The organism is Maribacter cobaltidurans (assembly GCF_002269385.1).
Taxonomy (GTDB): domain Bacteria; phylum Bacteroidota; class Bacteroidia; order Flavobacteriales; family Flavobacteriaceae; genus Maribacter; species Maribacter cobaltidurans.
This window is the reverse complement of the sequence record NZ_CP022957.1, coordinates 3721103-3734127: the sequence shown is the minus strand read 5'-3', so window position 1 is coordinate 3734127 and position 13025 is coordinate 3721103. Positions and strand designations below refer to the sequence as shown.

The 13025-nt window shown below is 39.7% G+C and carries 12 protein-coding genes; all 12 read left to right on the top strand.

The features are described 5' to 3' along the window. Window positions 1–42 precede the first annotated feature (42 nt). A complete protein-coding gene (locus CJ263_RS16665) occupies window positions 43–1398 on the top strand; it encodes a cytochrome ubiquinol oxidase subunit I (protein ID WP_094998303.1) in 1356 nt (451 codons plus the stop codon). 10 nt (window positions 1399–1408) lie between these two features. After that, window positions 1409–2446: a cytochrome d ubiquinol oxidase subunit II gene (gene cydB, locus CJ263_RS16660; protein ID WP_094998302.1), complete on the top strand. Its 1038-nt coding sequence runs from the start codon at window positions 1409–1411 to the stop codon at window positions 2444–2446. Window positions 2447–2562: 116 nt separating this feature from the next. Further along, on the top strand, window positions 2563–4017 hold the full coding sequence (locus CJ263_RS16655) for an NAD(P)/FAD-dependent oxidoreductase (protein ID WP_094998301.1): 1455 nt from the start codon (window positions 2563–2565) through the stop codon (window positions 4015–4017). Between the two features lie 171 nt (window positions 4018–4188). Then, window positions 4189–4395: a DUF6132 family protein gene (locus CJ263_RS16650; RefSeq protein WP_094998300.1), complete on the top strand. Its 207-nt coding sequence runs from the start codon at window positions 4189–4191 to the stop codon at window positions 4393–4395. Window positions 4396–4610: 215 nt separating this feature from the next. Then, window positions 4611–5915 (top strand): TolC family protein, encoded by a 1305-nt coding sequence (locus CJ263_RS16645; RefSeq protein ID WP_094998299.1) that lies wholly within the window; start codon window positions 4611–4613, stop codon window positions 5913–5915. Window positions 5916–5947: 32 nt separating this feature from the next. Beyond that, complete coding sequence (locus CJ263_RS16640; protein ID WP_094998298.1) at window positions 5948–7024, top strand: efflux RND transporter periplasmic adaptor subunit; 1077 nt, start codon at window positions 5948–5950, stop codon at window positions 7022–7024. Between the two features lie 130 nt (window positions 7025–7154). Further along, window positions 7155–10388, top strand: coding sequence for an efflux RND transporter permease subunit (locus tag CJ263_RS16635; protein ID WP_094998297.1), 3234 nt, complete (start codon window positions 7155–7157; stop codon window positions 10386–10388). A 12-nt stretch (window positions 10389–10400) separates the two neighbouring features. Next, entirely contained in the window at window positions 10401–10706 is a 306-nt protein-coding gene (locus CJ263_RS16630; RefSeq protein ID WP_094998296.1) for a hypothetical protein, read from the top strand. Between the two features lie 10 nt (window positions 10707–10716). Further along, a complete protein-coding gene (locus CJ263_RS16625; RefSeq protein WP_094998295.1) occupies window positions 10717–10905 on the top strand; it encodes a YgaP family membrane protein in 189 nt (62 codons plus the stop codon). Window positions 10906–11005: 100 nt separating this feature from the next. After that, window positions 11006–11563 (top strand): YeeE/YedE family protein, encoded by a 558-nt coding sequence (locus tag CJ263_RS16620; protein WP_094998294.1) that lies wholly within the window; start codon window positions 11006–11008, stop codon window positions 11561–11563. Between the two features lie 3 nt (window positions 11564–11566). Beyond that, window positions 11567–11980, top strand: a complete 414-nt coding sequence (locus CJ263_RS16615; RefSeq protein WP_094998293.1) for a DUF6691 family protein — start codon at window positions 11567–11569, stop codon at window positions 11978–11980. A 152-nt stretch (window positions 11981–12132) separates the two neighbouring features. Further along, complete coding sequence (locus CJ263_RS16610) at window positions 12133–12975, top strand: universal stress protein (RefSeq protein ID WP_094998292.1); 843 nt, start codon at window positions 12133–12135, stop codon at window positions 12973–12975. Window positions 12976–13025: the final 50 nt, after the last annotated feature.

Below are 13025 nucleotides of genomic sequence, written 5' to 3'. Positions count from 1 at the left end.
TTAAATTTTAATTTAGTCCTATACATTTGTAAAAATTGCCTTATGGATGTAGAAATTCTTGCCCGGATCCAATTCGCTTTTACTGTAGCATTTCACTATATATACCCGCCATTGAGCATTGGCATTGGTTTGATTATGGTAATCATGGAAGGGTTATATTTAAAAACAGGTAAAAAAGAGTACGAGATTTTAACCCGTTTTTGGTTAAAGATATTTGCCATAACCTTTGGTATTGGTGTTGCTACCGGAATTATAATGGAGTTTGAATTTGGCACCAACTGGGCGGTCTATTCTAAATATGTGGGGGATATTTTTGGAAGTGCACTGGCCGCTGAAGGTTTGTTCGCCTTTGGTTTGGAGAGCACTTTTTTAGGAATTTTGCTTTTTGGTTGGAACCGTGTATCACCAAGAGTGCATTTCATCTCTGCACTTGGTGTTTTTTTAGGTTCCATGTTTTCTGCGGTATGGATCGTTGTTGCCAATAGTTGGCAACAAACCCCTGCAGGATATCATATCGTAGGAGAAGGCTTAAATGCCAGGGCCGAAGTTACGGATTTTTGGGCCATGGTCTTGAATCCTTCAAGTGTTGACCGTATTATACATACTTGGCAAGGGGCTTTTTTAGCAGGGGCTTTTTTGGTGCTGAGCGTACATGCCTATTACCTTTATAAAGGCAGATATATTGTCATTTCAAAGAAGGCCTTTAAGATTGCCCTTTCCGTAGCAACAATTATTTCTTTAACGCAATTGCTTTCAGGGCATAGTTCTGCAGATGGTGTATCTGTGAATCAGCCTGCAAAATTAGCCGCCATGGAGGGTCATTATGAAAAATCCGCTCCTGCTGATTTATATCTACTCGGGTGGGTAGATAATGAAACCCAAGAAGTAACGGGAATAGGTTTACCTGGGGGCTTGTCCTTTTTGGTACATCAGGACTTTAATGAAGCAATACCGGGTTTGAACGCTTTCCCAAAGGATGAAATTCCACCACAGGTCAATGCTGTGTTTCAGTTTTACCATATCATGATTTCCATAGGAATGTTTTTAATTGCTTTGACCCTCTACGCCTGTTACCTTTGGTGGAGAGGAAAACTTTTTGACAAGAAGTGGGTATTGCGCATATTCATTTTTTCGGCCATTTTACCCCAAATAGCCAATCAAGTGGGTTGGTTTACAGCTGAAATGGGGAGACAACCCTGGGTTGTATATGGTCATTTAAAAACTAGTGAAGCGTTTTCACAGGAAGTTTCGTCAAATCAAATCCTATTCTCCCTGATTTTATTCCTGGTGGTATATACCATCTTATTCTTGCTGTTTATATATTCCCTCAACAAAAAGATTAAACATGGTCCGTATACCGAAGCTCAAAATCCAAACGAATTCTTGAAACACGTATAAGCGAAAAGTTATGGAAACATTTCTAGGTATAGATTACCCAACGCTATGGTATTTAGTGGTAGGGTTGTTATTTTCCGGTTATGCAATTTTAGAAGGCTTCGATTATGGCGCAGGGGCATGGCATTTATTTTTTAGGAAAGATTTGAGTAGACGTATAGCGATAAACGCTATTGGACCACTTTGGGACGCTAATCAGGTTTGGTTAATAATTGGCGGAGGAGCTCTTTTTGCCGGTTTTCCGGTGATGTATGCTACTATGCTATCGGCCATGTATATTCCCTTCATGCTGTTTTTAATGTTGCTCGTATTACGTTCAGCAGCCATAAAATTTAGAAGTTCCGAAGAAATGTTATGGTGGCGAAAAATGTGGGATATCGTCTATTTTGTATCCAATACCCTAATAGGATTTCTATTGGGTGTTGTACTTGGCAATATTTTACAGGGATTTGAACTCCATAATAATTTTGAATACAAGGGGGGCATCTTTTTTACTTTTTTAAATCCTTATGCACTGATGACTGGCCTAACGACATTGTCTATTTTTATGACCCAAGGAGCTATATTTCTATTATTAAAAACCGAAGGAAAATTGCATGACAGACTATCTTATCTACTAAAAAAGGGAATGGTTTTCTTCATCATTAGTTTTGCCATGACCTCTTTGTATACACTTATATTCATCCATGGCGTAACCGATAAATTTAAAGAACAACCTTTGTTCTTTGTCCTGCCCGTCCTTGCTTTTTTGGCCGTTGCCAATGTTCCTAGGTTGGTTTCCAAAAAAAGGTATTCTCATGCTTTGGTCTTTTCATCGTTGATTATGGCATTTTTACTCATGTTGGTAGCATTTCAACTGTATCCCGTGCTAATTCCATCAACGATTGACCCAGAGTATAGCGTAACCATTTACAACGCGGCCTCGTCCCAAAAATCATTAGGGATTATGTTGACCATAGTTTTGATAGGTGCGCCACTTTTAGCAGGATATTTTTTGTTTTTATACAAAACTTTTAATGGAAAGGTAAAATTAGACGACACCAGTTATTAAGGTATGAGCCATAACGGTTTCAATGGGAGCATCAAAATTGGTGCTCTTTTTTTTGTGTAACATAAGTAGCTGTAGGAAAGCAGGGTTGGGTTTACATTTAAATTAAAATTAAAACCATGTCAAAAATAGTCATATTGGGTGCTGGTATTTCCGGTCATGTGGCCGCTGCCCATCTTCGCCGTAAATTATCAAAAAAACATGAGGTCGTAGTTGTATCTCCCAATAGTAATTACCAGTGGATACCATCTAATATTTGGGTAGGTGTCGGTAGAATGAAATCTAAAGAGATTTTATTTCCGCTAGAACCCCTATATAAGAAAAAAGGTATTGGCTATAAACAAGCTAAAGTAAAGACCTTTTATCCTGAAGGTGACAAGGAAACGAAAAAACCTTTTGTAAATATTGAATATGTCATGGGCGAACAAAAGGGAGTTACAGAAAAAGTTACGTATGACTACTTAATTAACGCTACCGGTCCAAAGTTGGCTTTTGATATGACCGAGGGATTAAACCCCGGCACTAACAAAGCATATTCCGTTTGTACCTATTCGCACGCAGAACATGCTTGGGAAGCCCTAAATGATTTGATACAACAAATGAAAGCGGGTAAAAAGGCCAAAATCTTAATTGGAACCGGACATGCAAAATCTACCTGCCAAGGGGCAGCCTTTGAATATATTTTGAATGTTGAACAAGAACTAAGACGCCATAATGTGCGTGATAAGGCAGAAATCGTTTGGATTGCCAACGAACCTAAATTAGGTGATTTTGGTATGGATGGTATGCTCATGAGCTACGGCAGCAATATCATGAAATCCAGCGAAATGGTAGAAATGGTCTTTGAGGACCGTGGTATTAAATGGATCATTGGGGCCGGTGTCAATAAGATTGAAGACGGCATTGCTTACTATGAAAACCTGGATGGTGAGTACCTTTCGGAAACGTATGATTTTGCCATGTTGATTCCCGCATTTTCTGGGCATGGTTTTAAAGCCTTTGATAAAGAAGAAAAGGATATCACCGATAAACTTTTCAAGGGTTTTATGATCGTAGACGCAGATTATACACCAAAGCCTTATGAAGAGTGGAGTGTACAAGATTGGCCGGAAACCTATCAAAACCCATCGTATAAGAATATTTTTGCTCCGGGCATTGCCTTTGCTCCTCCGCATGCCATTTCAAAACCAAGGGTCAGTAAAAATGGTACGGCTATCTCCCCTGCCCCACCAAGAACCGGTATGCCCTCTGGTATAACCGCCAAATTGGTTGCAGATAATATCATAGACACTATAAACGGTAAAAAGGAATTGCATCACAAAGGGTCTATGGGTAATATGGGTGCTGCCTGTATAGCATCTGCGGGATACGGTATGACCAAAGGAAGCGGAATCAGTATTACTACCTTTCCTATTGTACCGGATTATAAAAAGTATCCTGACACCCAAGGAAGGCAATTAAATAAAACATTTGGTGAAATTGGTTTGGCTGGGCATTGGTTAAAAATGGCCTTGCACTATGCCTTTCTTTACAAAGCGAAAATGAAACCTTTCTGGTGGCTTATTCCAGAATAAAAAAACAGAGGCAAACTAAAAATCAGATACTATGACACAACGAATCTCAAAATCAAAGCGGTTTTTTATGATGAATCCCATAATCCAATTTTTTAAGTTCATTTGGTTGAGCTTAAAGATATTGGTGATTGTAGCTGGCGGACATGGTGGAACCCGAAACTCAACCAAACCATGACTAAAAAAAATTTAATTCTAACAATTTTAGGTATTGGCATTGGTGCCATTGCCGGGTATATTTATTATAATGAAATTGGTTGTGTGAGTGGTACATGTGCCATAACCTCTAAACCTCTGAACAGTACTTTGTACGGTGGTCTGATGGGAGGATTGTTTTTTGATCTTTTTGCTTCACCCTCCAAAAAGAAATCAGATACATAAACCTGAGTCTTATTTGATTAATTGTTTTAGGGCACTTCAATACATGAAGTGCCCTTTTAATTTTACCATGGTCCTATACAAATTATAAGAATCCAAAAACCAAGTAGCACTATTCCCCCAAAAAAGAATCGCATTAAAAATCCAAATTGGGGTAGGTAACAAAAGTTACTGTGTACGCTATTTTACCGCTCTAACTTTGTCACAAATTAAATAAGATGATAAAGTATACATATATAGGATTACTACTATTCTCCTTTTATGCAGGAATGGCGCAAGAAGCCAAACCCATTACCAAAGAAGACATTTTATCGCAGGTAATAGAGAACAATAATACCATAAAAATGGCCCAACAAGATGTGTTGGCGGCTAAAGGCGATTTTAATCAAACCAATGCCATTTTATTGCCGAACATAAGCGTATCGCATACAGGTATAGCCACCACCAATCCGTTAATGGCCTTTGGTTCTAAACTGAACCAAGAAATATTGACCGCTGCAGATTTTAATCCAGATTTGTTAAACGACCCCAGACAAATTGAAGATTATGCTACGCGCGTAGTGGTACAGCAACCCCTGTTAAACTTTGATGGTTTTTTCCAACGTAAGGCCGCCAAGGCTAAATGGAACGCCACCGAACTACAATCTGAACGTACCCAGGAATATTTGGTGCTTGAAGTGGAAAAGGCTTATATGCAGTTACAGCTTGCCTATAAAACGGTAGAGGTCTTGCAAAAAGCCCAAGAAACGGCCCAAGAGAACCAACGTATTGCCAACAACAGCTTTCAACAAGGATACTTGCAAAAATCAGATGTGCTGGCCGTTGAAGTGCGGGTCACGGAAATTGAAAATCAATTACAATATGCCAAGAGCAATATTCTAAATGCGAGCAACTATATATCGGTAATGACAAACGCCGATGAAAATCAGATTTTAAGACCTACGGATTCTTTAACGGTCAAAGGTGATGACATTACGAATACGGAGTTATCGGAAAACCGAAAGGATATTCAGGCATTAAACTCGGCTGCCGAAGCGTATAAACAAATGCACAAAGCCGATCAAATGTCATTTTTGCCAAGCCTTAATGCCTTTGGAACTTATGAAATGCATGATGATAAGGTGTTTCAAGGCAACGCCAATGGTTACCTATTTGGGGCAGAATTAAAATGGAACCTTTTTGAAGGCAGCAAACGTTTTGGAAAATCCCAAAAAAGTAAGGCGGAATATGACAAGTCCAAATTACAGTTAGAACAATACACTTCTGAAAGTCAGTTAGAATTGAACAAAGCCTTAAGAGGATTGGAAGACGCCAAAAACAAGCTGATACTTACAGCGTTGGCCTTGGAACAGTCTAAAGAAGCATTGCGCATTCGCACGAATAGATTTGAGCAAGGTTTGGAAAAAACGACCGATTTGCTCATGGCCGAAACACAGTACTCGCAAAAACAACTGGAGTATTATGCCACCATTTTTCAACATAATTACGCATTGGCGTACGTACAGTTTTTAACCAAAGGATAAACGAATAACCCCAACAATAAAAAAGTAAACTCATGAATCATAAAAATTACATCATCGGACTTTTAACGATTGCCTTTTTGGCAGCAAGTTGTGGTAGCGAAGAGAAAAAAAACCTAGCGAATACCAGTACTCCCATAAAGGTGGAAACAAAAACCGTTACCGAGGGCGATAGCCGTCCGTTTTTGACCGTAAGCGGAAAGGTAGAAGCGGCCAAAAGCACCAATATCAGTACTCGAATGATGGGATACGTAGATAAAATTTATGTCAAGGTTGGAGATAAGGTACAAGAAGGTCAGCTTTTAATAAGTGTAAACAATGCGGATGTATCCGCAAAATTGGCACAGGTAAATGCTGGTATTGCCGAAGCGACCGCGGCCTTTACAAATGCCGAAAAAGATTTTAATAGGTATACCACATTGTTTAAGGAAAACAGTGCTTCGCAAAAAGAATTGGATGACATTACGGCGAACTACACCATGGCCAAAGCCCGTTTGGAGTCTGCCAAGCAAATGAAGAACGAAGTAAATGCTCAAATGGGATACGCAAATATTAGAGCTCCTTTTGATGGTGTGGTCACCAATAAATTTATTAATGCGGGTGATATGGCCAACCCCGGTATGCCTCTTTTAGAAGTTGAGGCTCCCGGTAAATATCAAATAATGGCCATGGTCCCTGAATCTGAAATTATTGAAATAAAGAATGGTACAGCGGTAACCGTGCAAGTAAAATCTGTGGACAAAATGATAACGGGCAAGGTTACGGAGGTTAGCACCTCCTCCAAAAATACCGGAGGACAGTTTCCGGTAAAGGTAATATTGGACGAATCCGATACGCAAATTCGCTCTGGAATGTACGCTACCGTACAATTTCCAATAACTAAAAGCACCACGAGTTCCGCCATTATGATTCCTGTCGATGCCATCATCAAAAACGGCCAATTGACCGGTATTTACACCATAAGCCAAAGTAACACTGCCCTTTTGCGCTGGGTCCGCCTGGGGCGAACCTTTGGCGATAAGGTAGAGGTATTATCTGGCCTTACTGCCGATGAACAATTCATTGTATCGGCAGAAGGTAAATTATATAACGGAGCTAAAATCTCCAAGTAAAAAACAAGTCCGCGTTAGGGATTGCAGCGGTTACCCCACAGGCACGTTTTTGTGCCGAGGAGTATGAGCGGAAAGCCCGACCATCTGCCCCAAGGCAGATGGAAACGACCAAATAAAATAACTAGAAAGCATGAAGGAAGGTTTAGCTGGCAAAATTGCCAAAATGTTTATAGGCAGCAAGTTAACGGTGCTCCTAATGATCGTTTTCATGGTCATTGGGGTGTATAGCTCGTTTTTGATTCCAAGAGAAGAGGAACCACAAATAGACGTTCCTATGGCCGATATTTTTGTAGGATACCCTGGAGCGAGTCCTACCGAGGTTGAATCACGCGTAATCAAACCCTTGGAGAAACTAATATCGAACATTAAAGGGGTAGAATATGTGTATTCTACTTCTATGAAGGAACAGGGCATGGTGATCGTGCAGTTTTATGTGGGCGAGGACATTGAGCGCTCCTTCGTAAAACTGTACAATGAAATAAACAAGCATATGGACATTATGCCCGATGGCGTCACCTTTCCTTTGGTAAAAACGCGTGCCATTGATGATGTACCCATGCTGGGCCTGACACTTTGGAGCGAAAATTACGACGGCTACCAATTGAGCCAAATGGCCCAAGAGCTGGAAAGTGAGATCAAGAAGGTGAACGATGTGGCGATTACCCATAAAATAGGAAATCAAGACCGTCAGTTACGAGTGGTTTTGGATAAGGATAAATTAGCGGCGAGTGGTCTCGATTTCTTGTCGGTTTCCGAAATGATCAAAGCCAATAATGCGCAATTGAGCTCGGGTAGTTTTGATAAGAACGATACCGAATTCTTGGTGAACACGGGCAAGTTTTTAGCATCGGTTACCGATGTGGAAAATCTTGTGGTAGGAGTGCAACAGAACCAACCAATTTACCTAAAACAAATCGCCAATATTATCGATGGTCCTGAAATTCCGCAAAGTTATGTTTCTTTAGGCTTCGGACAGGCCAGTGATAAGGTAACCGATTATAAATCCGAATATCCTGCGGTGACCATTTCCGTAGCGAAAAGAAAAGGTGCCGACGCCATGAAAATCGCCGATATCGTTATCGACAAGGTTGAGCATTTACGCAGCACCTTGATTCCCGATGATGTACATGTAGAGATTACCAGAAACTATGGGGAAACGGCATCGCACAAAGTTTCTGAACTGTTGTTGCACCTTATTGGCTCTATCATTGCGGTAACCCTAGTGGTGATGTTGGCCATGGGATGGCGTGGTGGTTTGGTGGTTTTTCTATCGGTTCCCATTACGTTTGCCCTTACGCTATTGAGCTATTATATGCTTGATTACACCTTGAACAGGATAACGCTTTTTGCCTTGGTTTTTGTGACCGGTATTGTAGTGGATGACTCCATTATTATTGCCGAGAACATGCACCGGCATTTTAAAATGAAACGCCTTCCCTTTAAACAGGCCGCACTCTATGCGATTAATGAAGTAGGTAACCCTACTATTTTGGCCACATTTACGGTTATTGCCTCTGTATTGCCCATGGCCTTCGTATCCGGGTTAATGGGTCCGTATATGGCACCAATGCCTATAGGGGCTTCCATTGCCATGATATTATCATTGTTTGTGGCATTGACTATTACCCCATACTTAGGTTACATTTTCTTAAGGGAAAAAGATAAAAAAGGCCAAGAGGAGAAAATAGAAAAACCGCTTGAAGAAACTTACATATATAAAATCTATAACAAATTCGAACGCCCGTTAATTGAGAACAAAAGTAAGCGCTGGTTGTTTTTAGGATTGACCTTTTTATTGCTTCTGGGTTCTATGTTACTTTTTTTCACCAAATCGGTAGCGGTAAAGATGTTGCCTTTTGATAACAAGAACGAGTTTCAAGTGGTTATTGACATGCCAGAAGGCACTACCCTTGAACGTACAGGAGTTGTAGCCCAAGAAATTTCACAATACTTGGCAACCCGTCCCGAAGTGGTGAACTATCAAAATTATATTGGTACCTCTGCCCCTATTACCTTCAATGGCTTGGTGCGACATTACGATCTACGTGGTGGTAGCAATATGGCGGATATACAGGTTAATCTGGTAGATAAGGGCGAGCGTTCCGTGCAAAGCCATGATATTGCAAAATTACTACGGCCGGATATTCAAAAAATTGCAGCAAAATACAATGCGAACGTAAAACTGGTAGAAGTACCACCAGGCCCACCAGTGTTATCTACCATCGTAGCAGAGGTATATGGACCTGATTATGAAGAGCAAATCAAGATAGCCAATAATGTTCAAACTATATTGATGAACACTACGGATGTGGTTGATATCGATTGGATGGTAGAGGCGGACCAAACCGAGTATGAATTCATAATAGATAAGGAAAAAGCGATGCTCTATGGTGTGGCCCCGCAACAGATTGCCTATACCATGAACATGGCATTATCCAACAGGGCCATTACCAATTTATACGATGAAAACGCCAGTAACCAAGTTGGTTTGATATTGGCTCTGGACGAAAAGGAGAAATCGACCATCACCGATATTTCCCAATTAAAGATTACCTCCAAGCAAGGTACTATGGTGCCCATTGCAGACTTGGTGGATATTCACGAAACCATCAGCGCAAAAAGCATTTATCGAAAGAACCAAAAACGTGTCGTCTATGTAATGGCGGATATGGCCGGAGCCTTGGAGAGTCCTGCATACGCCATTTTGGGAATGGAGGATAAATTGAAGGAAATCCCATTACCAACAGGGTATCATATTAATGAAATGTATCTGGGCCAGCCAGAATTTGAAGATGACTACACCGTAAAATGGGATGGAGAATGGCAAATTACTTTAGAAGTTTTTAGGGATTTGGGTATCGCCTTTTTAGGAGCCATTATTTTAATATACATCTTGATTGTAGGATGGTTCCAAAACTTTAAGGCTCCAGTGGTTATGATGGTGGCCATTCCCTTATCATTGATAGGAATTATATTAGGCCATTGGATTATGGGGGCCTTTTTCACAGCTACTTCTTTTATCGGTATGATTGCTTTGGCAGGTATCATGGTACGTAATTCGGTCCTACTTATTGATTTCATCAACTTACGGTTAGAGGAAGGGATACCCATTAAACAAGCGGCAATAGAAGCTGGTGCAGTACGAACCACTCCTATTTTGCTTACCGCCGGTACCGTTGTTATTGGTGCATTCGTTATCCTTTTTGATCCTATTTTCCAAGGATTGGCCATATCGCTAATGGGCGGTACGATCGTCTCCACCGTATTGACTCTTTTAGTGGTGCCCTTGGTGTATTATATGATAGAACGTAAAAATTACCCAGAAACAGAAAACATGGATAACCCAAGTAATGATCAAGACTAAAAAAATATACTTATGAAACTACTCATTGTCACCGTTGTAGAAGAATTTGAGAAAGATATTATCCTTCTTTTTAAAAAAGCCGATATAGAAAGTTTTAGCGGTTCCGATATTGAAGGATATAAGAATCATATGGCACTGGTTAGGACCGCTGATTGGTTTTCCAGTGGAAAAAACGGAGTGCAATCCAGCTTATTCTTCTCCTTTACCGAAGATAGGAATATAGACCTCCTATTTACGCTCATAAAAGAGTTCAATAAAAATTTAAAAACCAATAACCCTATCAAGGCGGTTGTGGTTCCTATTGAAAAATCCATTTAAAAAAACAATCATGTTAAATACCTATTTTAGAGTTATCGTTGGAACATTCATTTTATTAAGCGTATTCTTGGCCATCTATGTAAATATCAACTGGCTATGGTTTACAGTATTTATTGGAGTTAATTTAATTCAATCTGCCTTTACCAAATGGTGTTTGTTGGAAACCATTCTTTTAAAATTTGGTTTGAAAAAAAATTAAAACCAAGAACCAATTCAGTTAAGAGTCCATATCCCTTTCTGTAACCCTTGTTACATACAAAACCTGATCATTATCATATATTTGTTCCATAAAAATTGTTATGGACTGGATTTATGAACCCTGGCCCTGGTATGTATCCGGGCCTATGATCGCTTTAGTAATGTTCCTACTGTTGATGGTAGGCAAAAATTTTGGGATGTCTTCCAACTTGAGGACTATGTGTACCATATGTGGTGCAGGTAAAAAAGCTGACTTTTTTAGGTTCGATTGGAAGGCACAACGTTGGAACTTGGTTGTAGTACTAGGTGCTATTATAGGTGGTTTTATTGGTTCACATTTAATGACCGTAGATTCTGCTGTTGCTATTAATCCGGATACGATAAGTACGCTAAACGAACTTGGTTTTAGTAGTGCCGGTAAAACGTATCTACCCACGGAACTATTTGACATGAACGCCATGACCGACATGAAAAGCCTAATACTCTTGAGCCTTGGTGGTTTATTCGTTGGCTTTGGAACGCGTTATGCAGGTGGATGCACCTCTGGTCATGCAATATCTGGGCTGAGCAATTTACAATTACCCTCATTGATAGCGGTTGTCGGGTTTTTTATTGGCGGCTTAATTATGATTCATCTTATTTTTCCATTGATATTTTAAGCTATGAGAACACTATCCTATTTACTTATCGGAATTCTATTTGGAATTACCATGTTCAAATCCGAAGCTGCTTCCTGGTTTAGAATCTATGAAATGTTCAAATTTGAATCCTTTCACATGTATGGTATTATCGGTTCTACGGTGATTATTGGTATCATTTTGGTACAATTAATCAAAAGAATGCCTATTAAATCCTTTTATGGCGAAACGATACAGTTTCCGCCAAAGGCCAAAAGTTTTAGTAGATACATGTTCGGGGGAATTCTTTTCGGACTGGGTTGGGCTTTGGCGGGAGCATGTCCCGGACCCATGTTCACATTGGTAGGCGCGGGTTACGTGCCCATTTTGGTAGTCATAATCGCTTCCATTTTAGGCACTTTCCTATATGGTTTGATTAAGGATAAATTACCGCATTGATTCTGGATGTTAATCACGCTTCAAAAATCTGAGGGTAATTTCAAAATGCCCAAAGAGTAAGTTAAGGATAGATAAATTGATGTGGTATGATTTTTATCATTCCATAATCAAGTCTTATTAACTAGTTTTCGGTTCACACTAAAAATTTACCGATGACTATTTTATATGCTACCGATTGTTCCAAGCACTCCTTAAACACTTTACAGTATGCCCAAAAACTAGCCTTACGGTTAAATGCCAGATTGGTGGTGCTTTTTGTCTATGACATACCACCAATTGCTGGAAAAACCATTAAAACGGAAGAGCAGATCCAACGCAGTCTAAAGAACGAAAAATTGGAAGTTCTAACCCGGTACTACCATGAAAATTCAATTAAGGAAGTGGGTGACCTCACCGTATACCTAAGGGCAGAATATGGGAGTTCCATAGCCCATACCATACTGGAATATACCCTAAATATAGACTGCAATCTATTGATTGTAGGAATGAAGGATGAGCACACCAAAAGAGGTGTGTTTTCAGGAAATATTGCCAATCATTTACTTAAACAAGTGAATTGCAAGTTATTAATTGTACCCAATTCCTTTAAATATAAACCATTGGACTCGATAATGTATGCTACAGATTTTGAACAAGAAGATATTACGGCCATCTATCAGATAAAGCAACTGTTCTCCGATCAAGATCTTTCCATAAAAATTGTGCATGTAGATACGGATACAAAGCTCAAAGGAAAGGAACAACTTGAATGGTTCAAAGAAATGCTACTAGAAAAAGTTCAAGATGATGATATTTCCTTTCACTTGCTAACGGCCAAAACCATTGCCCGAGGTTTACGCATGTTCATTGGGGATGAAAAACCTAATTTGATTGCCTTATTGGAACGTGACGAACACACATTTTTCGGAAAATTATTTCATAAGGATTTAATTAAAACCATGGAATCACAAATAGATATTCCCCTTTTGTCTATTAATCAATTGATCCTGAAATGAATCCAACCATTTCTTTTTCACGCTTTCCTTTTTTTAAAACAGAGCAATAT

Bases quoted from the DNA above. Each gene is read 5' to 3' on its own strand.
- CJ263_RS16650 (WP_094998300.1), top strand. From the start codon at position 4,189: ATGACTAAAAAAAATTTAATTCTAACAATTTTAGGTATTGGCATTGGT.
- CJ263_RS16635 (WP_094998297.1), top strand. From the start codon at position 7,155: ATGAAGGAAGGTTTAGCTGGCAAAATTGCCAAAATGTTTATAGGCAGC.
- CJ263_RS16645 (WP_094998299.1), top strand. From the start codon at position 4,611: ATGATAAAGTATACATATATAGGATTACTACTATTCTCCTTTTATGCA.
- CJ263_RS16625 (WP_094998295.1), top strand. From the start codon at position 10,717: ATGTTAAATACCTATTTTAGAGTTATCGTTGGAACATTCATTTTATTA.
- CJ263_RS16640 (WP_094998298.1), top strand. From the start codon at position 5,948: ATGAATCATAAAAATTACATCATCGGACTTTTAACGATTGCCTTTTTG.
- CJ263_RS16630 (WP_094998296.1), top strand. From the start codon at position 10,401: ATGAAACTACTCATTGTCACCGTTGTAGAAGAATTTGAGAAAGATATT.
- CJ263_RS16615 (WP_094998293.1), top strand. From the start codon at position 11,567: ATGAGAACACTATCCTATTTACTTATCGGAATTCTATTTGGAATTACC.
- CJ263_RS16610 (WP_094998292.1), top strand. From the start codon at position 12,133: ATGACTATTTTATATGCTACCGATTGTTCCAAGCACTCCTTAAACACT.
- CJ263_RS16620 (WP_094998294.1), top strand. From the start codon at position 11,006: ATGGACTGGATTTATGAACCCTGGCCCTGGTATGTATCCGGGCCTATG.
- CJ263_RS16665 (WP_094998303.1), top strand. From the start codon at position 43: ATGGATGTAGAAATTCTTGCCCGGATCCAATTCGCTTTTACTGTAGCA.
- cydB (WP_094998302.1), top strand. From the start codon at position 1,409: ATGGAAACATTTCTAGGTATAGATTACCCAACGCTATGGTATTTAGTG.
- CJ263_RS16655 (WP_094998301.1), top strand. From the start codon at position 2,563: ATGTCAAAAATAGTCATATTGGGTGCTGGTATTTCCGGTCATGTGGCC.